This is a genomic window from Luteimonas sp. gir (assembly GCF_037198055.1).
In the GTDB taxonomy this organism is placed as follows: domain Bacteria; phylum Pseudomonadota; class Gammaproteobacteria; order Xanthomonadales; family Xanthomonadaceae; genus Luteimonas; species Luteimonas citri_A.
The window spans coordinates 83,280-105,497 of sequence record NZ_JBBAXQ010000008.1 but is presented as its reverse complement, the minus strand read 5'-3'; the positions used below and the strand labels follow the sequence as shown (position 1 = coordinate 105,497).

General features: G+C 66.1%; 20 protein-coding genes. 7 read left to right on the top strand and 13 right to left on the bottom strand.

Annotated elements, in window-relative coordinates:
- From infA to trxB, 5 genes are all read right to left on the bottom strand, one after another.
- Positions 1 to 219, bottom strand: coding sequence for a translation initiation factor IF-1 (gene infA / locus WAF18_RS11635; protein WP_047138142.1), 219 nt, complete (start codon positions 217 to 219; stop codon positions 1 to 3).
- A gap of 359 nt (positions 220 to 578) precedes the next feature.
- The gene (gene aat, locus WAF18_RS11630) at positions 579 to 1,313 is read right to left on the bottom strand and encodes a leucyl/phenylalanyl-tRNA--protein transferase (protein ID WP_337245284.1); all 735 of its coding nucleotides are present in this window, start codon (positions 1,311 to 1,313) and stop codon (positions 579 to 581) included.
- On the bottom strand, positions 1,310 to 2,443 hold the full coding sequence (locus tag WAF18_RS11625; RefSeq protein ID WP_337245235.1) for a GNAT family N-acetyltransferase: 1,134 nt from the start codon (positions 2,441 to 2,443) through the stop codon (positions 1,310 to 1,312). The genes aat and WAF18_RS11625 overlap by 4 nt, the downstream gene beginning before the upstream one ends.
- Positions 2,440 to 3,693, bottom strand: a complete 1,254-nt coding sequence (locus tag WAF18_RS11620; RefSeq protein ID WP_337245234.1) for a DUF2254 domain-containing protein — start codon at positions 3,691 to 3,693, stop codon at positions 2,440 to 2,442. The genes WAF18_RS11625 and WAF18_RS11620 overlap by 4 nt, the downstream gene beginning before the upstream one ends.
- 51 nt (positions 3,694 to 3,744) lie before the next feature.
- The gene (trxB, locus tag WAF18_RS11615) at positions 3,745 to 4,707 is read right to left on the bottom strand and encodes a thioredoxin-disulfide reductase (protein WP_183426931.1); all 963 of its coding nucleotides are present in this window, start codon (positions 4,705 to 4,707) and stop codon (positions 3,745 to 3,747) included.
- A gap of 254 nt (positions 4,708 to 4,961) precedes the next feature.
- Here trxB and WAF18_RS11610 point away from each other — a divergent pair, with 254 nt between their 5' ends.
- The 6 genes from WAF18_RS11610 to WAF18_RS11585 all read left to right on the top strand — a co-directional run bounded on the left by WAF18_RS11610 (position 4,962) and on the right by WAF18_RS11585 (position 12,550).
- Positions 4,962 to 7,340 carry a DNA translocase FtsK gene (locus WAF18_RS11610; RefSeq protein WP_337245233.1) on the top strand — a complete coding sequence of 793 codons (2,379 nt, stop codon included), beginning with the start codon at positions 4,962 to 4,964 and terminating at the stop codon, positions 7,338 to 7,340.
- Between the two features lie 110 nt (positions 7,341 to 7,450).
- Positions 7,451 to 8,095, top strand: coding sequence for an outer membrane lipoprotein chaperone LolA (gene lolA, locus WAF18_RS11605; protein ID WP_337245232.1), 645 nt, complete (start codon positions 7,451 to 7,453; stop codon positions 8,093 to 8,095).
- 164 nt (positions 8,096 to 8,259) lie between these two features.
- A complete protein-coding gene (locus WAF18_RS11600) occupies positions 8,260 to 9,555 on the top strand; it encodes a replication-associated recombination protein A (protein ID WP_337245283.1) in 1,296 nt (431 codons plus the stop codon).
- A gap of 135 nt (positions 9,556 to 9,690) precedes the next feature.
- The gene (locus WAF18_RS11595; RefSeq protein ID WP_337245231.1) at positions 9,691 to 10,095 is read left to right on the top strand and encodes a DUF4124 domain-containing protein; all 405 of its coding nucleotides are present in this window, start codon (positions 9,691 to 9,693) and stop codon (positions 10,093 to 10,095) included.
- A gap of 241 nt (positions 10,096 to 10,336) precedes the next feature.
- Positions 10,337 to 11,248, top strand: coding sequence for a GNAT family N-acetyltransferase (locus WAF18_RS11590; RefSeq protein WP_337245230.1), 912 nt, complete (start codon positions 10,337 to 10,339; stop codon positions 11,246 to 11,248).
- A gap of 204 nt (positions 11,249 to 11,452) precedes the next feature.
- Entirely contained in the window at positions 11,453 to 12,550 is a 1,098-nt protein-coding gene (locus WAF18_RS11585) for a hypothetical protein (RefSeq protein WP_337245229.1), read from the top strand.
- Positions 12,551 to 12,616: 66 nt separating this feature from the next.
- On the opposite strand, the gene WAF18_RS11580 is transcribed toward WAF18_RS11585, so the two are convergent.
- From WAF18_RS11580 to WAF18_RS11560, 5 genes are all read right to left on the bottom strand, one after another.
- Positions 12,617 to 12,919: a hypothetical protein gene (locus WAF18_RS11580; RefSeq protein ID WP_337245228.1), complete on the bottom strand. Its 303-nt coding sequence runs from the start codon at positions 12,917 to 12,919 to the stop codon at positions 12,617 to 12,619.
- The gene (locus tag WAF18_RS11575; protein ID WP_337245282.1) at positions 12,916 to 13,284 is read right to left on the bottom strand and encodes an H-NS histone family protein; all 369 of its coding nucleotides are present in this window, start codon (positions 13,282 to 13,284) and stop codon (positions 12,916 to 12,918) included. Before WAF18_RS11575 ends, WAF18_RS11580 begins: the two co-directional genes overlap by 4 nt.
- Before the next feature lie 303 nt (positions 13,285 to 13,587).
- Entirely contained in the window at positions 13,588 to 14,751 is a 1,164-nt protein-coding gene (locus WAF18_RS11570) for an ATP-binding protein (protein ID WP_337245227.1), read from the bottom strand.
- 12 nt (positions 14,752 to 14,763) lie between these two features.
- Entirely contained in the window at positions 14,764 to 15,510 is a 747-nt protein-coding gene (locus WAF18_RS11565) for a hypothetical protein (RefSeq protein ID WP_337245226.1), read from the bottom strand.
- Between the two features lie 109 nt (positions 15,511 to 15,619).
- Positions 15,620 to 17,086: an AAA family ATPase gene (locus tag WAF18_RS11560; RefSeq protein WP_337245225.1), complete on the bottom strand. Its 1,467-nt coding sequence runs from the start codon at positions 17,084 to 17,086 to the stop codon at positions 15,620 to 15,622.
- 451 nt (positions 17,087 to 17,537) lie between these two features.
- On the opposite strand from WAF18_RS11560, the gene WAF18_RS11555 reads away from it, so the two are divergent.
- Entirely contained in the window at positions 17,538 to 18,554 is a 1,017-nt protein-coding gene (locus WAF18_RS11555) for an IS30 family transposase (RefSeq protein ID WP_337245224.1), read from the top strand.
- Between the two features lie 182 nt (positions 18,555 to 18,736).
- Here WAF18_RS11555 and WAF18_RS11550 read toward each other — a convergent pair whose 3' ends face one another.
- The 3 genes from WAF18_RS11550 to WAF18_RS11540 form a co-directional block, all read right to left on the bottom strand.
- The gene (locus WAF18_RS11550; protein WP_337245223.1) at positions 18,737 to 19,354 is read right to left on the bottom strand and encodes a copper resistance protein B; all 618 of its coding nucleotides are present in this window, start codon (positions 19,352 to 19,354) and stop codon (positions 18,737 to 18,739) included.
- Between the two features lie 581 nt (positions 19,355 to 19,935).
- Entirely contained in the window at positions 19,936 to 21,750 is a 1,815-nt protein-coding gene (locus WAF18_RS11545) for a copper resistance system multicopper oxidase (protein ID WP_337245222.1), read from the bottom strand.
- Positions 21,751 to 21,828: 78 nt separating this feature from the next.
- Positions 21,829 to 22,212 carry a CopL family metal-binding regulatory protein gene (locus tag WAF18_RS11540; RefSeq protein ID WP_337245221.1) on the bottom strand — a complete coding sequence of 128 codons (384 nt, stop codon included), beginning with the start codon at positions 22,210 to 22,212 and terminating at the stop codon, positions 21,829 to 21,831.
- Positions 22,213 to 22,218: the final 6 nt, after the last annotated feature.

Here is a 22,218-nt window from a genome sequence, read left to right as displayed (position 1 = left end):
TTACTTCATGCGGTAGGTGATGCGACCCTTGGTGAGGTCGTAGGGCGTCATCTCGACCTTGACCCGGTCGCCGGTCAGGATGCGGATGTAGTTCTTGCGCATGCGTCCGGAGATATGCGCAATGATTTCGTGGCCGTTCTCAAGCTTGACGCGGAACATGGTGTTCGGGAGCGTCTCGGAGACCGAGCCTTCGAATTCGATGACGTCGTCTTTCGCCATTCGTGTTGGGTACTCGTCGTTAGGGAGCCGCGCTGAAGCCGCGCCGGCAAAGTCGGGTATTGTGGCACGGCCGGCGCGCTGATGCAAAAAGCCGCGTTTCCGTTCGGAATCTTCTTGCTGCTTGATCGAAGCACTCGGCTTCGGACACTGCATCGCGCCGGCCGGGGACTGCTTACCGGCTCGGTCAGCCATCCTGGCTGACTCGCCGTCGCGGGCCATCCTTGGCCCGCTATCGCAGTCCCCGACCAGCACGACGCACGGAAGGCTGCAGGATCGTGACTTCTTTGTGCCAGCGCTTCGCTTTTCCGGGAAAGCTTCTGAAGGCCGCCGGGCCCGTTGGCGGCCGTGCCCTCGTCAAGTCAGGCGAACGTCGCGGCAGGCTGGACGCCGAACGCCTGCGTCCAGGCCCCGGCGACCGGTAGCGGCTGCTCGACCAAGGCGGCGATGGCCTCGGCGAATCGGGGTCTGGGCCATTGGGTGGCGCCCAGCGCCTCGAGGTGCGGATTGCCGACCTGGGCGTCGATCAGTGGCATCTGCCAGTGATGGAGCTGTCGGGCGAGGGCGCCGAGGGCGAGCTTGGAGCCGCCGGAAACCTCGCTGAACATGCTCTCGCCGAAGAACATCCGGCCGATCGCGACCCCGTAGATGCCGCCGACCAGCCGGTCGCCCGCAAAGACCTCGACGCTGTGGGCCAGGCCCACGCGATGCAGCGCGGCGTAGGCAGCCTGCATGGCGTCGGTGATCCAGGTCCCGTCCTGGCCGGGGCGCGGGGCGGACGCGCAGGCTGCGACGACGGCTTCGAACGCGGTGTCGGCCCGCACCTGCCAGTCGCAGCGGCGCAGCTGGCGCACGAAGCGCCGCGGCAGGGCGAACGTCGCGGTCTCGAACACCGTGCGCGGGTCGGGCGACCACCACAGGATCGGCTGGCCCTGGGAGTACCACGGAAAGATGCCCTGTCGGTAGGCATTGGCCAGCCGTGCCACCGACAGGTCGCCGCCGAACGCCAGCAGACCGTCCGGGCGGCGCAGGGCCGAGGCCACCGGGGGAAACGGCGCCAGCGGGTCGTCGTCCAGCTGTGGCAGGTGCAGGCTCAGCGCAGCGCGTCCGCGCGGAAGGGGCCAGTCGCACCCAGCGAGGCAGCGTAGCCGCGGATCGCCTCGGCTTCCTGCGCGCACCAATCGCGCAGCGCCTCGCGGAAGCGCGGGTCGGCGATCCAGTGGCGGCTGTGCACGACCGTCGGCAGGAAGCCGCGCGCGAGCTTGTGCTCACCCTGCGCGCCGGGCTCGAAGCGGGCCAGGCCCTCGCGCAGGCAGTAGGCGATGCCCTGGTAGTAACAGGTCTCGAAGTGCAGGCCGGGCAGGGCGATGCTCGCCCCCCAGTAGCGGCCGTACAGCGTGTCGCCGCCGCGCAGACACAGCGCGCCAGCGACCGGCACGCCGGCCAGGTCCGCGAACACCAGCACCAGTTGCCGCGGCATCGTGCGCGCCAGGTGGCGCAGGAAGCCCAGTGTCAGCGCCGGCGAGTTGCCGTACTCGGCGAAGGTCTGCAGGTAGAACCCGTGCATCGTCGCCAGGTCGTCATCACTGGCCTCATCGCCGTGCAGCACCCGGAAGGTGACGCCGGCGCGCGCGACCTTGGCGCGTTCCTGGCGAACGTTCTTGCGGTGCTTGTGGTCCATCGCGCCAAGATAATCGTCGAACGTCGCCCAATCGCCAGGATTGCGCCAGTGATACTGCACGTCGATCCGCGGCAGCCAGTCATCGTCGAAGATGCTGACCTCGGCATCGGTATGGAAGTTCACGTGCGCCGACGACAGTTGCGCGGCGTCGACCTGGTCGCGCATCGCGGCGAGCAGCGCGGCCTTCACCGCAGGGGTGCGCGCCAGCAACCGGGGCCCGGTCACCGGCGAGTAGGGCACCGCGCACAGCAGCTTGGGAAAGTAGTCCAGGCCGTGGCGGGCATAGGCGTGCGCCCAGGCGTGGTCGAAGACGAACTCACCATGGGAGTTGGCCTTCAGATAGGCCGGCGCCGCTGCGACGAGCCGGCCGCCGTCCCACAGGGTCAGGTGATGCGGGGTCCAGCCCCAGTCCTCGCGCAGGCAGCCTTCCGATTCCAGGCCCGCGAGGAAGGCATGCGAGACGAAGGGATTGCCGTCGTCCGACAGCGCGTCCCAGTCCTCTGCGGCGATCGCATCGAGGCCGTGAACGATGCGCAGCGTGCTCACGCGCCCCAGACCTTCGCCGCCGCGTCCCGTAGCGCCGCGCGGTCGCCCTCGAAAGCCATCGCATCGAGGGCGCGGGCGAGTGCCTGCGCCGCCTGCCGGCGTGCCGCGGTGGCGAACGCCGGGTTGCCGGTCGCCGCGATCGCCGCCAGGCCTTTCTGCAGGCGGATGCCGACTTCCAATAGGCCCGCGCCATCACGAGCCAGCAGCGGAAACACATCCTCGAAGACATCGTCGATCGCGATCGATGGCACGAACACGCGCGCATGGTGCAGGCCGTCGCCGGCCGTGTCAGCGGTGGCCCATTCGCAAAGCAGCCGGGTTGCCGTGCCGACGACGTCGATCGCGGTGCCGCTGTCGTTGGTCGCGGGCGACAGGGCCCGGCTGCCGATCTCGGTCAGCACCACCAGGCCATAGCGCGGATCTTGGTCGAAGTTGCGCTCATCGCCGATCGTGAACGCGTCGCGCAGGGCCTCAAGCGTCTCCTCGTCCGGCCGCGCGCCCTCGACGACCAGCAGCGGCCGGCCGGGCGCGGCGAATGCGCCAGAGCGCGACAGCACGTGTACCACACACGTCCGATCGGCCGCGATCTGCGCCAGCCGCGCCACGTCGACGTGCTCCACATAGCCGACCCGGTCGGCCTCCACCGGATGGCCGACATCAGGCGCGCCCATGCCGGGCGCACCACCCAGGTGAGGCGCGCGCAGATGCGCCTGGATCGCGCGGCGTGTCGCGGCCTCGACCAAGTTGATCGTCGCGCCCAGCCGTCCGAAACTCGATAACTGCTCGATCCAACGCAGCAGGGTCAGCGTGATCAGCACGATCACCAGCACTGTCGCTGCGAACAGCACCACGCGACCGCTGTCGCCGTAGAGGCCGGTGCTCAGCGCGATCAGGCCGACCACCGAGAACAGGAAGGCGCCGATGAATGTCGCCAGCGCACTCTGCGCCGCGCTGTCAGCGATCAGCAGGCGGGTCGCGCGCGGGGTCGCGCCAGTCGAGGCCGAGCTGTAGGCCGAGACCATCGTCGACAGCGAGAACGTGGTGACCGCGAGCATCGAGGCGGCGAGGATGCTGAGCAGGTTGCCGACCGAGTCGGCGCCGACCCGGCCGGCCAGCGACTCCGGAATCCAGGTCTTGACCAGCGCGCCGACCAGCGCGGTGACCACGCCGAGCGCGCAGTACACGCTCGCACGGACCCACATGCGCCGGCCGTGCCGGCGCGCGAACAGGCGCAGTTGTTCGAAGGTCATGGCAGGCGGCCGGCCGCGTCGGGCGCGGCCACCTGCACGACCCAGCCGCGATCAGCCCTGCTGGTCGAGGAAGCGTTCGGCATCGAGTGCGGCCATGCAGCCGAAGCCTGCCGAGGTGATCGCCTGACGATAGTGCTGGTCGGTGACGTCGCCGGCGGCGAACACGCCCGGCACATTAGTCGCTGTCGCGTTGCCGTCGATGCCCGACCGGATCTCGAGGTAGCCGTTATGCATCGCCAGCTGGCCCTCGAACAGGGTCGTGTTCGGCGTATGACCGATCGCGACGAAGAAGCCATGCACATCGAGATCGCGGGTCGCGCCGTCATGCACCGATTTCACCCGCAGCCCGGTCACGCCGGCGTCGTTGCCCAGCACTTCGTCAACGGTGTGGTGCCAGACCGGCTCGATCTTGCCGGCCTGGATCTTCGCAAACAGCTTGTCCTGCATGATCTTTTCGGCGCGCAGCGTGTCGCGGCGGTGCACCAGGTAGACCTTGCGGGCGATGTTGGACAGGTACAGCGCTTCCTCGACCGCGGTATTGCCGCCGCCAACCACGGCCACGTCCTGGTCCTTATAGAAGAAGCCGTCGCAGGTCGCGCAGGCCGACACGCCGCGGCCCTTGAAGGCCTCCTCCGACGGCAGCCCCAGGTACTTGGCGGTCGCGCCGGTCGCGATGATCAGCGCATCGCAGGTGTACTCGCCGCTGTCGCCCTTGAGCCGGAATGGACGCTGCGACAGGTCGGCGGTATGGATGTGGTCGAACACGACCTCGGTGTCGAAGCGCTCGGCATGCGCTTGCATGCGCGCCATCAGGTCCGGGCCGAGCAGGCCGTGGGCATCGCCCGGCCAATTGTCGACTTCGGTGGTGGTCATCAGCTGACCGCCCATCTGCATGCCGGTGACGACGACCGGCTTGAGGTTGGCGCGCGCCGCGTAGACAGCGGCGGTCCAGCCGGCGGGCCCGGAGCCCAGGATCAGCAGACGGATGTGGCGGGGGCCGTTCGAAGAGCTCATGTAAACTCGCGGTTGATCGCACTGCGGCGCGTGTGGCGCATAGCTTGGCGTCCCGCCCCCTGCAAGACAAGGCGCGCGGGAGGCCGCCGCGCGCAACGCTGCGTCCGTCGCCGCGTCGCACGACCGTGCTGGCCGGCGCTGGCCCCGGAGACGTGCAAGGTGCGTGCGGCCGCGGTCCCAAGGCGCGCTGCAGCCGGCCCGGTCTTGGCGTAATATCAACAACCTGTATCGAATTCCTCAGGTAATTACCCACGGTGGCAGCTCCGCTCTCAGATCGCGTCAAGCGCGCCCGCGGCGCCGAGAAGGCCACCGCGAAGGCGACGGCTGCCACTGCGCCCAATCCGCGGCGTCAGCGGCTGCTGCGCGACATCGCCCTGATCGTTACCGCGCCGCTGCTGTTGTACCTGCTGGCGTGCCTGGTCACCTATTCGCACACCGATCCGAGCTGGTCGACGCAGGGCGGGGTGGTGGCGACCGAGATCCACAACGTCGGCGGCCCGGTTGGCGCCTGGACGGCCGACATCCTGCTGCAGTTGTGCGGGTTGATGGCCTACCTGCTGCCGCCGATCCTCGGTGCCGTCGCCTGGATCGCGCTGTTCGGCATGGACGCAGGCAGCGAAGGCCGCGCCGACTTCGGCCCCGCACTGCGGCTGGTGGGCATCGTCGGCTTCCTGATCTCGGCCGCGGGCCTGCTGGCGCTGCGGTTCGACGTGCTGGCCGGCTATCCGGCCGGCGGCGGGGGCATCCTCGGGCGGCTGGTCGGACGCTCGCTGTCGGGCGCCTTCGGCCAGGTCGGCGGCAACCTGTTCCTGATCGCGCTGTTCCTGGTCTCGGTGACGCTGGCCACCGGCCTGTCATGGTTCGCGCTGATGGACCGCATCGGCGGCTGGATCCTGAAGCTGCCGCCGCTGCTGCGTCGGAGCAGCAAGCAGGCCACCGAATGGAAGGCCGCGCGCGAGCATCGCGAGGAGCGCACCGAGGCGCGCAAGATCGAGACCGAACTGCGCGCCAAGCGTGCGCCGGTCAAGATCGAAGCACCGGTGGTCCCGCCGGTGGTCGAGAAAAGCGAGCGCGCCAAGCGCGAGCAGCAGATCCCGATGTTCCACGGCGTCAATGCCGACGGCTCCGACGTGCCGCCGCTGTCGCTGCTCGATCCGCCCAAGCCCCAGCCGAGCGGTTACGACGAGGCGACGCTCGATACGCTGTCGCGGCAGATCGAGTTCAAACTCAAGGACTTCCGTATCGACGTCGAGGTCAAGGAGGCCCAGCCGGGCCCGGTGATCACGCGCTTCGAGATGGAGCCCGCGCCTGGCGTCAAGGTCAGCCAGATCAGTTCGCTCGACAAGGACATCGCCCGCGGCCTGTCGGTCAAGGCCGTGCGCGTGGTCGACGTGATCCCCGGCAAGTCGGTGATCGGCCTGGAGATCCCCAACGTGCGTCGGGAGATGATCTATCTCACCGAACTGCTCGACTCCAAGGAATACGACAAATCGGCCAGCCCGTTGACGCTGGCGCTGGGCAAGGGCATCAGTGGCAATCCGGTCGTTGCTGACCTGGCGCGCATGCCGCATCTGCTGGTCGCCGGTACCACCGGCTCGGGCAAGTCGGTCGCGGTCAACTCGATGGTGCTCAGCCTGCTGTTCAAGGCCTCGCCCAAAGACCTCAGGATGCTGATGATCGACCCGAAGATGCTCGAGCTGAGCGTCTACGAGGGCATCCCGCATCTGCTCGCACCGGTCGTCACCGACATGAAGGAGGCCGCCAACGGCCTGCGCTGGTGCGTGGCCGAGATGGAGCGCCGCTACAAGCTGATGAGCGCGGTGGGCGTGCGCAACCTCGCGGGCTTCAACAAGAAGGTCCGGGACGCGCAGGACGCCGGCCAGCCGCTGTCCGACCCGCTGTTCCGGCCCAACCCCGAGAGCGGGGAGGTCGCCGACCTGCTCGAACCGCTGCCCTACATCGTCATCTTCATCGACGAATTCGCCGACATGATGATGATCGTCGGCAAGAAGGTCGAAGAACTCATCGCGCGTCTGGCGCAGAAGGCCCGTGCCGCGGGCATCCACCTGATCCTGGCGACGCAGCGGCCGTCGGTGGACGTCATCACCGGTCTGATCAAAGCCAACATCCCGACCCGTATCGCCTTCCAGGTCAGCTCCAAGATCGACTCGCGCACGATCCTCGACCAGTCCGGCGCCGAGACCCTGCTCGGCAACGGTGACATGCTCTACCTGCCGCCGGGCACGGCGATGCCCGAGCGCGTGCACGGCGCGTTCGTCTCCGACGATGAGGTGCACCGTGTCGTCGAGCACCTCAAGCAGAGCGGCAAGGCCGAGTACATCGAAGGCGTGCTCGACGAGGTGCAGACGATGGGCGACGGCACCGTGGTCGGCGCGACCGGCCTGCCGGAGGCCAGCGGCGGTGGCGGCGACGAGAGCGACCCGCTGTATGACGAGGCGGTCAAGATCGTCACCGAGACCCGTCGCGCGTCGATCTCCGGCGTGCAGCGCCGGCTCAAGATCGGCTACAACCGCGCCGCGCGTCTGGTCGAGGCGATGGAGATGGCCGGCGTGGTCAGCCCGCCCGAACACAATGGCGACCGCAGCGTGCTCGCGCCCCCGCCACCGCGCTGACGGCTGAACGACCGGTGCCGGCACATGCGCCCAGCGCGCAGGCGTCGGCATCGCATTCAGGCAACGATTCGCACACTCACCGCCACGATTCGATCACCCGAGGTCCAAGGATGCGTCCGATCTTCCGTCATTCCCGCTGGCTCGTTGCTGCGTCCGTGCTGGTCGCAGCAGGGCTTGCCCAGGCCGCCGACGCGCGCGCCCAGCTCGACGCCTTCACCCGTGGCCTCAAGGGATTGGAGGGCCAGTTCACGCAGCAGGTCACCGATGGCAATGGTCGCGTCAAGGAAAGCGCAAGCGGCACCGTGGCGCTGTCGGCGCCGCGCCTGTTCCGCTGGGAGTACGTCAAGCCGTACCCGCAGCTCATCGTCGCCGACGGCAGGACCGTCTGGGTCTACGACCCCGACCTGCAGCAGGTCACGCGCCGTTCGCAAGGCAGCGAAGAGCAGGACAGCCCGCTGGCGGCGCTGATCGATCCGTCCCGGCTCGACCGTGACTTCGTCGTCGAAGCGGCGGGCGAGCGCGACGGCCTGTCGTGGCTGCAACTGCGGCCCAAGCAGGCCGAGGGCGCCGCGTTCGAGAATGCACGGTTGGGCTTCGGCAACGACGGCGGCCTGGCACGGATGGAGATTCTCGACAGCCTGGGCCAGCGCACGACCATCGGCTTCAGCGGCTGGAAGCGCAATCCCACGTTCGCGGCTTCGACCTTCCGCTACACGCCGCCGGCCGGCGTTGATGTGGTCGGCGGCGACGAGTAGCCGCTCGCCCTCATCGGCTGATCGATGCCGCCGTCGCACGGGTTGCGACGGCGGCTTGCTATCGTGACGGCCCGTTTTCTGTCCCGCGCCTCTGCCTCGTGTCCCGTTCCGCCAAGTCCGCCGCCTCGCTGACCGGCGACCTGCTGCAGGTCGACCGCAGCGCCATGCGCCCGCTCGCCGAGCGCATGCGCCCAGCGACCCTCGACGAGATGGTCGGCCAGCGTCGCCTGCTCGCCGAAGGCACCGCGCTGCGCACCGCGGTCGAGGCCGGCAAGGTGCACTCGATGGTGCTGTGGGGACCGCCGGGTTGCGGCAAGACCACGCTGGCCTTGCTGCTGGCGCGCTATGCCGACGCCGAGTTCAAGGCGATCTCGGCTGTGCTGTCGGGCCTGCCCGAAGTCCGCCAGGTACTGGCCGAAGCCGCGCATCGCTTCGACGGTGGCCGGCGCACGGTGCTGTTCGTCGACGAGGTGCACCGCTTCAACAAGACCCAGCAGGACGCGTTCCTGCCGCATATCGAGCGCGGCACCATCGTGTTCGTCGGCGCGACCACCGAGAACCCCTCGTTCGAGCTCAACTCCGCGCTGCTCTCGCGCTGCCGCGTGCACGTCATGGAGGCGGTCTCGCCCGATGACATCCAGGACGCCCTGCGCCGCGCGCTCGCCGACCCCGAGCGCGGCCTGGGCGACCGCACGCTGCACATCGCCGACGACCTGCTGCGGTTGATCGCGGTGGCCGCCGACGGCGACGTGCGCCGGGCGCTGACGCTGCTGGAGATCGCCGCCGAACTGGCGGGCGAGGGCGGGGAGGTCACCGCCGGCACGATCGAGCAGGTCCTGGCCGACCGCACCCGTCGCTTCGACAAGGGCGGCGAGCAGTTCTACGACCAGATCTCGGCGCTGCACAAATCGGTGCGCAGCTCCAATCCCGACGCCGCGCTGTACTGGCTGGCGCGCATGCTCGACGGCGGCTGCGATCCCGGCTACCTCGCCCGGCGGCTGACCCGGATGGCGGTCGAGGACATCGGCCTGGCCGACCCGCGGGCGCTGCAGATGGCGATCGATGCCTGGAACACCTTCGACCGGCTTGGCAGCCCCGAAGGCGACCTGGCGTTGGCGCAGGTGGCGATCTATCTGGCCAGCACCGCCAAGTCGAACGCCGCGTACATGGCCTTCAACCAGGCCAAGCGCGACGTGCGCGAGTACGGCACCCAGGAGGTGCCGATGCACATCCGCAACGCGCCGACCAAGCTGATGAAGGAACTCGGCTACGGCACCGGCTACCAGTACGACCACGATGCCGAAGGCGGCATCGCGCTCGACCAGACCGGCTTTCCGGATGCGATGGGCGAGCGGGTCTACTACCAGCCCATTGCGCGGGGCATGGAGATCAAGCTCAAGGACAAGCTCGATCAGCTGCGCGCTGCGCGCGAAGCGGCCCGCGCCGCGCGCGACGACTGACGCCGCGGCAAACCCCGATCTGGAACCGCGGGCCAGCCCGACACGGATTGGCCGGAGCTCCGAAGCGCACGACCTGTCGGCGCGGCATCGTATCGATCCAGGATCGCGCCCAGGACGGTGCCCATGCGAAGGACGATGTTCGCGCTGCTGCTGATGCTGTGCCTGCTGCCGGCGAGCGCACAGTCACTGCACAAGTGCCAAGATGCCGCCGGCGGCATTGTCTACCAATCGCAGCCCTGCGCAGGCGCGACGCTACGGACCTGGGAGATCGCCGAACTGCGGCCATCGCCCGTTGCGGCGCAGCCAGCCCGGGTGACGTCGAACCCGCCTTCGTCACGCCCACGAGCGGTACGTGCACGCAGCCTCCGCGCGCCACGCCGGTCCGCTGCCCCGCGAGACGACCGGCATGCGCGCTGCCTCGCCGCCCGCGCCCAACGCGACAAGACGCTGGCCCGCCTCGGCCTGCAGCGCCGCTACGAAGACCTGCGTCGGCTCAACGACGCGGTCTCGTCGGCGTGCAACCATCGCGGGATCCGGTAAGCCAGCAGGGCTGAAGCAGGGCTCGTTTGGGCAGGGCACCGGTTGTCAGGTTCATCGTCGAGCTGACCAAGCGCTGCGCATGCATCGCCACAGCTGATTCGATCAAGGGAAAGCTGTCACTACATGTGACCCCCTTTCTTGGGCACGTATGGGATCGGGCCTATAATTTCCAGCGTTGATGGAAAGAACCAGCACGGCGCGACCGTGACAGGCTTTCATTCTTGCGACCAAGGTGGCGAAGATGAAAAGGCCGTTTGTTTCGTTGCGTCCAGAGATCACGCGGACACACGCACTGCTTCTGATGGACTGGTTGGAAGATGAGCGCGTGACGCGCTACCTCAGCGACTCCCGCAGCGTGTCTCGATTCATCGCGCAGGCGGTCGACCGGACGCAGATGCCCATCCTGACACACCTGTTCAATCAGGGCGGCCGATTCTTCATGACCTACGACCGGAACGATGTCCCGGTCGGCTTCGTCCGCCTGGTGAAGACAGGCACCGAGTGCGAAATCGTCCTGGTCATCGGCGACCAGGACAACTGGGGGCGCGGACTGGGCGGCAGCACCATCCGGGAAGGCCTGAAGCTCGCCTTCCTCGATATGCGGGCCGATACCGTCATCGCCAAGATTCAGCCGGGCAACACGCGCTCGCTCAAGGGCTTTGAGCGCTGCGGCTTTGTGCGCAAAGCCGAAGTTCCGACGCTGAACTCCCTGTCCATGAGCTCTGCTCGATATCTCCAGTTGCTGCGCGAAGGCATCCTGGCAAAAGCGACCGACATCTACGTCACTGAGATCGACAAAGCCCGGCTCGAGAGCCTGATTGCGTTCGAGCAAGGGGCAGCCGTTGTCGAGCTTGAACACGAGATCGAGCGCGCGATCGTCGTGGAGCCGCAGCACGTCGCGCGCGATGTCGTGACCATGAACTCCAGGGTCGTGCTGCAGGTGGACCACGATCAGGCGCAAGTCGAGCTCGTCTATCCGCAAGATGCCGATGACCGCACCGGGAAACTGTCGATCCTCTCCGACGTCGGCGCCGCGATCCTGGGCTACCAAGAAGGCGATGCCTTCGACTGGAGAGTGGGCGATCGTACGCGCCATATCCGGATCGACAAGGTGATCTACCAACCCGAATCGTTCGGGAATTTTCATCTCTAGACGTCGGGGGTAGGGCGCTGGTGACCTGCCGCAATAAGCCGAGGCATTCGATGCAGTGGAGTCGCGTGAGCGACATGCCTGTTTGCATTGCTTAGCCTTGCCGCGTCCAGATTAATGCGGTGATCTGTTCTCTCGAAGCGCCGGATTTAACGCCCTGTAACGCTGTGGCCGTTACGTTGGCTACAAATCCAGGGAGGGGCAGTCATGGAACGACTTACTTGGGCAGCGCGGATCGTTGGCATCGCTGCAATCGGCGTTTTGCCGTCAGTCGCAACGCTTGGGAGTGAACCGACGCCAGTTGGCGCATCTGGGGATCAGAGCGCGCTGGATGACCAGGCCTTCGGCGCGCTGCTCAGGGAACTCGCGAAGGGCGAGCGATCTCGCCAAGCGGAGCTTCTCTCGCGAGTGGTCGATCTCCCTGCGTCGAGGCTCGTGGACACCGTGGCCTCCATTCCGCTTGCGCACTATGAAGTCGATGCGCGGCCCAACACGATTGGGCTTCGGGCGATCTCTTATAGGATCGTGTCGGATCAGTCGGGCGAGGATCGAAGGCTTCGCTCGGCCCTTTTCACATTTGACGCGCGGTCAGAGGACGAGCCGACATGTGCAAAGTTCACCACCGCACGCGCAGCGCTTGGCATGGATACCGGGCCTCTGCCACCGCCCGTTGTCTCGCTACATGCGCCACCGGGCACGGATAGCGGTCCTCATCCTACCACCGCATTTATAGCGCTTGGACATGTGGAAGCGCGCATCTTGACCCACACCGTCGCTCAGCCCTGCTTGGTGACTGTGTCCTTCCAGTTCATCGAGCCAGCGGAGGACGGCACACCTGGCGTCCGATCCTATGAAGCGCGCCATCGATACGGATTTCAGCAGTCCGCCCTCCGGGCATTCTTCGGCGAGAACTCAGGAAGCTACCTTTTTTCAAGGCCCGCACCGTTGATCGAGCAGATCGGCCTAACGCTGGGGATTCCAGACGACTTGGAGCGAATGTCGCAGCGATCCTTCACGCTTGGACGGGGCTACGCGCTCACGATTGGCTGCCGTCAGCACAGCTGCCCTGAAACGGGCGCCGTCATCTCGGACGGGAGCGGCAAGGTCGTGCGCGCCGCGCTCATCAGCAGCAAGTGCGACGCGTCAGGTTGTCAGTCGACTTCGACGCTGACGGTGTTCAAGAACCCGGCGCAAATGGGCGAGGAGGGCGATCAGGAAATGCTGGACAAGGCGATCCGGGATTGGGCGGAGGCGCGCGTGCCCGCGATTGAGGCCGAGACGGTTGAACTGCAGGCTGCGCGGTAGCTCAATTGCGTATCCGGTCCGGGACCTGCCTACATGCAAGCGACACTGCTTACTGAGGAATTTTTATCAGCCCTTGAGCTCAAACCATGCTACCAGCCCTGCCACGGTGAGCGCCTGACCGGCGAGGATGAGTGCGAGCTGATTGCGTCGGAACATCACCGCGGACAGTGCAGCGCTTGGAAGGGAAGTGATGCACACTCCAGTCGCGATCAAGAGCAGCCAATCCGGCTTTCTGAGCACATGAAGCTGCATGGATACAGAGCAAGCAAGAACGAGGACGAACGCTGCGCTGAACGCGATCCCGAAGCGCTTCCAATAAGGCCGGGATGGAGCTCTCGACACATCTGCTTCTGAGGTGATCGCACTCATGCTTGCTTGAAGACGGTGCGCTTTCCGATCGACTTCGTGTTCGCGGTTGGCTTTGCGAGGCCCTGGATCAGAAAGTCGCTCGCGCTCTGGCCGCGCCTGACCTTCTCGCGCAGCCAGCGGGGCTGACTGCCGCGCCCCGTCCAAGTGTTCCGGCGGTTGTCCGGATCGCGATACTTCGCCGCGACCTTTCCGCTCTTTCGCCGAGCCTTGGCGCGCTTTGGAGCAGGTGCGACTGCGCCCGTCCCGACGAGCTCACTGATCTCGTAGCCGGCATTGGCCGCGAATGCGATCAGCTCGGCGCGCACGATGTGGATGGGGCGGCGACGGGAAAGCGTGGCCTTGCGCTTTTCGGCGGCAGTGATCAGCGCGCCCAGCTCGCGAGGGCCAAAGGCGGAGAGGTCGAATTTCAGGTGCTGAGCGTCGGGCGGGGCAGAGAGGCTGTCAAGCGCTCTAGGCTATGACTCTGAGGATTAGAGGCGCGATCACGATTAGGAAGATTTATCGGGGGTAGGGAGGGACATCTCTCGACCCAAAGAGGTCGCTAGCTGCAGGGGCAAGAAGCACTACTCATGGCCTGAATTGGCTGGACTTCCCCCACTACAGCAGACAACCGTCAGCCTCGCGCCGACAATCCTGATGGCCGTGGCCGAGTCCAAGACGAAATGGCGTCAGCCGTCCTCATCTTCTGAAATCGCTTCGCGTCCGTCTTGGTCGTCATCCAGCAACTCTTGGAGCTCGTCGAAGCTCAGGTGCCTGGACTCTCCCCGCACCTCAAGCACACGTTCGATGACCTTCGGCGTGTCCAGCTCGTTGGCCAGAACCCGCACTTTCATGGTGTAGCTGCCGGGTCCTGCGGGCAAGAGGATCAGAGCCTCACCGATCCGGCGGATCTCGCCGGGACGGACGTTGCCTAGGTGGCAATTGAACACGGGCTGCATCCCTTCCTCGTCCACCTCTGTTGCCCCATCCCCTATGCTGAGAGGCCCGAGGTGCCATTCGTTCACCGGCAGGTCGGGAACCTCCGAGTCGGTCAGCATCCTGTAGCTCTGGCCACCGTCGGTGGTCCAGGTGACCTCTAGCTTGACGGCGCTCAAGGCGTAGTTGGAGCGATTGCCCAACTCCAGCCGGATGCGGATGAGACCGTTCTTGGCTTGGAAGTACTCCGCGCCCTCGCGCCAGTAGTTCCGGTTCTCCCGGTTGTAGTTCGGAGCGGCCAAGTAGGCGGGCGGTTGATAGCGCTTGTAGTCGGGTAATTCCTCGAACGTCAAGAATGTCCGCTCGAAGTGGTTGGCCAGCGGCTGGTTCTTCTCATCCAGCACGGCCAGGTCGAGCAGAGCCTCGCCCCTCGACTGATCGGCCACTCCCATCCGGTAGATCTCGCGAGGAGTGGCGATGCCGGTCGAACTCCCGCGGCGGACATAGACCGTATTGGCTTCTAGGTTGCCGAACTTCCTGGTGAGGTAGAACGGCCTGGGCTGCTTGGGGACGGTGATGACGGCGATGTGCTTGCCGTCGAACAGCTGCTCCTCGTACCTGAAGACCAGCTTGGTCTCCAGCTTCTCGTTCACGAACTGCTGGAGCCTGGAATCGTCGATGGCACCGCCGGTGGGAAGGTCGATCACTTCAGCCGGATGCGGAGGGTTCTCCTTGAAGCCCATCAGCAGGTAGGCGTTGCCGCTGCGCTGCGTGTTGGCCAGGGCCAGGATGTCCTTAAGCATCTCGGACTTCTGCTCCGCAGTGGCTTTGGCGAATGCATAGCGCTCGGCCTTGTAGTCCAGGTCAGGACCTTCTCCTCTGCTCCGCAACTCTTCCAGCAGCGCGTCGGCCAGCATCCTGCGGTCCTTTCAGTGCTCGTTGACGGTCTGGGGCGACGCCGCGGCGACGCTCGCATTTCTCACGCGCTCCAACGCGGCCGCAAGTGTTCGGCAAAACGCCTCTGCGCCCTTGGACAAGCTGTAGTCCGCGAACATCGCTGTGATCTCATCCGCAGTCGCCGCATCGATCCCGTAGCTCGACGTCAAGGCAACGATACCCTGAGTGGCGCCGATGTTTTCGAACTGGGCGCCATACTTGATGAGGAAATCCTCGAGATTGTTGCTTTGGGCGACAAGGGCATCGGCTTGCCGCTTGCGCGAGACCACCTCGGCCTTGTCCAGTTTGCACACGCGGATGGTGTTTCTTCCCTGCTTCGAAAGACCCTTGTAGAACCATTCCTGATCGATCGAAATGTGTTGCGTGTAATCGTGCAACTGTGGGTGGACCCAGCAGTACGCAACCGGCACGTACGGAAGCTTGCCCGGCGACTTGGCGCGATCGGAAAGGGGGTCGAAACTTCCCTTGAACGTGTTGCATTGCTTGCAGGTGACCGCCAGGTTCTGCGGAACGAACTTGAATCGCCTGTATCCGAAGGTGTGATAGCGATGCTCCGGAGCGTTGCTCCGGGCGAGCTTCCTGTTCAACTTGGAAGACGGCGCTTTCGGCAGGACGTGGTCCAGCTCACAATGACCCAGCCGCACGGACGTGATGGGCATCTGGCAATAGGCGCAGCGGAAGTTCTGCTTCTCGAGTAGCCATTCTCTCAGCGCATACATCCCGGGTAAGGTCGTCGACCACGGCTTCCCTCGGTTGGAACGGACACTGCGTTGAATCGAACGGTCGAGTTGACCGATGTTCACCCTGACATGGAGGTTTCTGCCCGGCCTACTCACGTCCGGCGCCTTGTTTGAAGTGCCTCAGGATCGCGGCGACGACGTTTCGCATCGCGTCGTGGGGCGGCAACTCCTCCAACGCGCGGCGCAGGTAGGCGATGGCCCACTCGGGGGCATCGGCCTTTTCCTGCGCCGGATTGCTGATCAGTTCGAGGAGCTGGTCGACCGCCTGGATGAACTCCGGCGCCCGGCTCGATTCCATGCCGAAGACGTCCTGATAGACATCGTCGGACGACCACGCGAACGGGCTTTCAAGCGGACGCGTGCGAACGGCCCCGGCTGTTGTCTCGCTTGGTTCAAGCCGGCGGATGCTCCCCCAGCTGTTCGAGAGCCCGGCCGCGATCAGCGCCGAGTGGGTCGCGATGACCGCATGGCATCCAACCCGGGTGGACAGCACCGTTTGCAGCGTGGGCAGGTACTCGCGCTGCCAGCCAGGATGCAGGCTGTTCTCCGGTTCGTCGACGAGCACCAGCGAGTCGTCCCTGAGCTCGAACACCAGATTGGAAAAGTTGAACAGCCAGTTCCACTGGCCGGAACTCAGATCGCTGTCGCGTTTGGCTTCGTTGGCCTTGTCCGCGAGATGCTGCTTGCCGAGCGGCAGCAAGCTGATGCCCTCGATCTCGATCAAGCCCAGATACAGCAGGTAGCGCCACTCGAGGATCGTGTCGTATCCGAAGAAGATCTTGTGGTCCCGCGGACGCAACCAAAACGCGATCTTGGTAGGGACCAGTGAGTTGAGCAGCGCGCGGACCCGTTCGACTTCGCGGGGCGTTTCAAGCAGGAACTCCGCGTAAGCGGTCGCGGCGGCCCGGTCCGGCGCGGAAATGCTGCGATCCTTCTGTAGTTGCCGGACGACCGCGGGCAGATCGGACAGGTAGCGCTCGAACCCCTGTTTGGACCGCCGAACCCAAGGGCCGAAATCAGGTCGGCCGATGGTCCTGTTGGGTACGAAACGAATGCCTGCGCACAGCTCCAAGCCGAGTTTCGAGAAAATCGGTTCAAGGTCAGCCGCTCGTTCGCCGAGAAACGCGGCATTCTCGACCAGGCTGTATCCGAGCTGCTTTTCATTGTTTCGTAGGCTGACGTTTCCGGTGCCCGCCCTTTGCCCGATGTAGACGTAGCGCCCGCCGTCGGTCGATACCAGCCTTGAAAGCTTTCCGAGTTCGCGGCTGCGCGGGAAGCGATCCCAGGGCGTGTTGGAGATGGCGATGACGTTCGACGGGCGCGTGCCCGCGAACTCCGGCGTGAACTCGATCGGCGAATGGCCATGACCGCGGTGTTTCGTCTTGCCCAAGCCCGCTTCCATCAGAACCCTGAGGGCCAGGCTCTTCTTGCTCCCGTTCTCGCCGACGAGGACCGTGATCCACGACTGGTCGGGATCCGATGGTGAATCTTCGCCACAAAAGACGAAGGGGGATTCGAAAACGCGGCCGGATGTGCTGATGCTTTTCAGGATCATGGGCATGTTCGGCGGTCAGCCCGCCCCGGCGACACCTTGCAAGTTGGTTGGAAAACGTCGCCGCCGATCAGGCGATCGGCGGAACTATGCCTCGAAGGCATGGGCCAAGGGCAGTTTAGCGGCGACATTGCGACAAGCGAAGCCTCGTCGGCGACGGGTTTCGGCAGGGCAATGGACGGGCCCGAAGCGGGCGTGTCGTGCCTCCTTGGCGGGGCAGGGTCTAGCCGAGCCGGGTCCGGGCCGCGGCGCTGACGAGCGTGACGGGCGGGTTGCGCGCGATCTATACGACTCTGGCGCAATTGGGAAAGAACCCCAGAAGGACGCGCACGCCGCGCTGGATGAGGCCGTGATAGCCGCTTACGGCTTTGCTGCCAAGGAGTGCGGTGCCCAACGTGGTGCTGGGCAGACTCAACTTCCAAGTGCAACACCCGGCGGAGTGTAGGGTGTCGCGATGGCAAAACAGTACAGCCACCTGAGCGCGGAAGAGCGCGCAGTGCTTCAGCTCGAGCGCAACCGCGGGACGAGCCTTCAGGAGATCGGTCGTCGGCTTGGACGCAGCGCGTCAACGCTAAGTCGGGAGGTGCGGCGCCATGGCGATGGAATCTACTCGGCCCATGACGCGGCTGGGAGCTATCGCGCACGTCGTTCGCGTTGCGTGCGTCGTCGCAAGCTGGTCGAGGAAGGCGAGTTGTTCCAGTTCGTGCATGACCATCTGGTGTTCGAGCGCTGGTCGCCGCAGCAGATCGCGGCCACACTGCGGGCCATGCAGCCAGACGACGCCAGTCAGCGGGTCAGCCACGAGACGATCTATGCGGCGATCTACGTGTATCCGCGTGGTGGATTGAAGAAGGCGTTGGTGGAGGCGTTGCGACAGGGCAAGCCGTCGCGCGGGCGCAGGCGGACGACCGCTGCGGGACGTTCATGGGTGCCGGAGCAGTTGCGGATCGTGCATCGGCCCGAGGACATCGAGCAGCGCCTGGTGCCCGGTCATTGGGAGGGCGACCTGATCAAGGGCGCCTTCAACCGCTCCTGCGTCGGTACGCTGGTCGAGCGCAAGACCCGTTTCGTCGTGTTATGCCGGATGGACGGCTGCACCGCCGAAGCGGCGCTCGAGGGCTTCACCCGGCAGATGCGCAAGCTGCCGGCATTCCTACGCGAGAGCCTCACCTACGATCGCGGCTCGGAACTGACGTGCTACGAGGCGCTGATGCAGCGGCTCAACATCGACGTCTGGTTCGCCGATCCGCATGCGCCCTGGCAGCGGGGTAGCAACGAGAACACCAACGGCCTGCTTCGACAGTTCCTCCCCAAGGGCGTGGACCTCTCGCAGGCGAGCCAGGAGTATCTCAATCACGTCGCTAAGCTGATGAACGGGCGACCGCGCAAGACGCTCGGCTGGGCAACACCAGCCCAGGTGATGGAGAGGGAAATCATCGACTTCAAATCACGTGTTGCACTTGATTCTTGAGACCGCCCTGTACCACGGATCCGCCGTGACGTTCCGGGCCAGGGCAAGTACTCCAAGGCATCTGAGGACAAGCCGTCTAGAGCGGTCGATAATTCGCACTATATTTCGCATAATGTACATTATGTAAAGCACGATGGTGGGATGTGAGGGGCCGTGCGACTGCGCGGCCCCGATTGTTGACCTCAGAACCAGGTCCTCACCCCGATCACCCAGCGCGTCTCCCGTCCGGTACCGCCATCGGCCTGCTCGAGCGCCCGGGTCTGGCCAAAGCTGCGCGCGTGCACGAGGCCGATGTACGGGGCGAAGCGCCGTGTGACTTCGTAGCGCAGGCGCAGGCCGGCTTCGATCTCGCCCAGGCCGCTGCCGATACGGCGCGCGGGATCGGCCTCGCTGGCAGCCGAGAGCTCAATCGCCGGCTGCAGGATCAGCCGGTTGGTCAACAGCATTTCGTACTCGATCTCCACCTCGGCGAGCACGCGGCCGCGATCGTCGACATGCGCCATCGCCGAGACTTCGAAGAAGTACGGCGCCAGGCCCTGCACGCCGACACTGGCGTAGGTCTCGGCGCGCCCCGGTGCGAAGACGTGATGGGCGCCGGCGACGACATCCCACCAGGGCGACACGCTGCGACCATAAAGCGCGTCCAGTGAGCCCGTGTGGGTCCGGCCGGACACGCGTTCGCCGCTGGACTTGAGCCACAAGCGGTTCAGATCGCCGCCGATCCAACTGTCCACTTCCCAGCCCAGGCCGTGGCCGTGGCCGTGGCCGTGGTCAGTATCGAAGCCTTCGAGGCGGTCCACGCGAACGAGGTGGCGAATCGCCGAATCGCCCATCGCATGAGGATGCAGCGACGGAAACGCTTCCGTGCGGTCGGCATCGGTGAGTGTAGGGATCGGCGTGCGCGGAGGCGCATCCGGAGCTAAGTCGCCAGGCGTAGGCGCATGCCCGACGTGGCTGTCCGTTCTAGCTGTTGGATGTCCGTTCGCCGCGCCCCTCCCCGAGTGGTCCATCTCCGAGTGGTTCTGCGCGGGAGGGTGTGTGCTCGCAGGCGTCGCCCCATGTGATTGCGCTGGATCATGGGCGGGTGCCCCTTGCGCCGTCTTATCGGAATGTCCGGCATGGTCCGCCCCGGCCCGCAGGCTGGCCGCCCCTGCGGGCACTCGATGCGCGCCCTGCCCCTCGTGCCCGTGTTCGGTGGGCGGGTGGTGGCGATGTGCGGACGCTCCATCCGACGCGGCGCTCGATGGTGGCCGATGCGCTTCGCCATGGCCGTGACCGTGACCGTGACCGTGCGCATGGTTCTGCGCCTGCGCGCCGCTCGCGACCAGCAGCGCGGCGGCGAGCAACGTGGGCATGCACTTGCGATGCCATGTAACGGTACTCATTCGACCACCTGCACTTCGCGGAACATGCCCGCTTCCATGTGGTACAGCAGGTGGCAGTGGAACGCCCAGCGCCCGAGTGCGTCGGCGCGGACGCGGAAGCTGCGACGCGTGCCGGGCGGCATGTCGACGGTGTGCTTGCGCAATTGGAAGCGGCCGTCGTCGTCCTCGAGGTCGCTCCACATGCCGTGCAGATGGATGGGATGGGTCATCATCGTGTCGTTGACCAGCACGATGCGCAGGCGTTCGCCGTAGTTGAGCCGCAAGGGGGCGGCGTCGCTGAACTTGATGCCGTCGAACGACCAGGCGAACTTCTCCATGTGGCCGGTCAGGTGCAGCTCGACGTCGCGCGATGGCGCGCGGCCATCGGGATCGTCGAACAGGCTGCGCATCGCCCCGTAGGTCAGGACCGTGCGGCCGTTGTCGCGCAGGCCGATGCCGGGGTCGTCGAGCTTCGGCGCCGGGGTCATGGTCTGCATGTCGACGAGCGGGTTGCCGTGCTCGCTGTCAGGATGCGCCTGCATCGGCGTGGTGCCATGTCCCATGTCGGCATGGTCCATCGCGGCGTGGTCGTGGCCGCCGCCGTGCATCGCCGCCGTATGTCCGCCCTGCCCCATGCCTGGCCCGGCCCCATGGTCCATGCCGTGCATGCCGCCGTGACCCATGTCGGCCATGGTCAGGATCGGGCGCGGGTCGACCACGGGAATCGGCGCGCGCATGCCTTCGCGCACGGCGAGCGTGCCGCTGACGAAGCCGGTCCGGCCCATGTCCTGGGCGAAGATCGTGTAGGCATCCTGGCCGGAGGGCTCGACGATCACGTCGAAGGTTTCGGCCACGGCAATGCGGAACTCGTCGACCGTCACCGGGTGCACGTACTGGCCATCGGCCGCGACGACGGTCATCTTCAGGCCCGGGATGCGGACGTCGAAGTAGGTCATCGCCGAGCCGTTGATGAAGCGCAGGCGGATCTTCTCGCCGCTGCGGAACAGCGCCGTCCAGTTGCCTGGCGACGTCGTGCCGTTCATCAGATAGGTATAGGTATGCGCGTTGACGTCGGAGATGTCGGTCGGCGTCATCCGCATCTGCCCCCAGGCGCGGCGATCGGCGAGCGTGGCGCGCCAGCCGTCGCGGCGCACGTCGCGGGCGAAGTCGCCAGCGGTGCGCTTGTACCAGTTGTCGTGTTCGGCCATCTGCTTGAGCCGCGCGAACAGCGCGTGCGGGTCGAGGTCGGTCCAGTCAGTCAGCAGCACGACGTAGTCGCGGTCAAAGGCGAACGGCTCAGGCTCGATCGGGTCGATGATCAGTGCGCCGTACATGCCGGCCTGTTCCTGGAAGCCGGAATGGCTGTGGTACCAGTAAGTGCCGCCCTGGCGCACGTCGAAGCGGTACTGGAACGTCTCGCCGCGATGGATACCGTCAAAGCTCATGCCCGGCACGCCGTCCATGTTCGCTGGCAGCAAGATGCCGTGCCAATGCACCGAGGTCATGTCGCCGAAGATCGAGCCGGCCGGTAGCGCATTGCGTACGCGCAGCGTGACCGTCGAGCCCTCGCGCCAGCGCAGGATCGGGGCGGGCAGGCTGCCGTTGACGGTCGCCGCCGGCCGGGGGCGGCCGGTGAAGTTGACCAGGGTCTCGCCGACCACCAGGTCGAAGTCAGTGCCAGCCAGAATCCGGCTGTGCGGGGATTGCAGTGCCCAGGACGGGCGCGGCCAACTGCCGAGGCCGGCGGCCAGGCCGCCGAGCGCCAGGCCCTGGACGAAACGGCGGCGCGCGGGGTCGAAGCCGCGGCGGCCAAAGGAAACGTCGGAAGTCATCGTCACTCCATCCGTAGGATGGCCCGGTTGCACGGGCCCTGCGCCCTGTCCCGCATCGGGACGGGCGAACGGTGTGGATCAGGCGATGGCGATGGGTGGGCGGATCGGCTGGACGGCGGCAGGATCGCCGCGTGCCTGGGCGACGTCCGCAGGGTGACGTGTCGGCGTTGGCACCAAGGTCAGCGGCCGCTGGCGCGGTATCAGCACGGCACTGCAGCTGTGCAGGCAGAGGCAGCCGCCCTCGTCGTCGCAGGCGTGCGGCGCGGGCGCCTTGCCCTCTTCCGACGGTCCGTGGTCGGTTGTGCCATGGCAAGGCTGCGCATCGGCGTCACTCGCATGAGCAGCGTCATGCATCGAGGCCGCACCGTTCATTGCAGGCGCGGCGAAGACCGCGCCCATCGATTCGATCAGGAGCAGTGCGAGCAGCAGGATGCGAACGGCAGTGGCGGAGACCCGGGGCATCGCAGT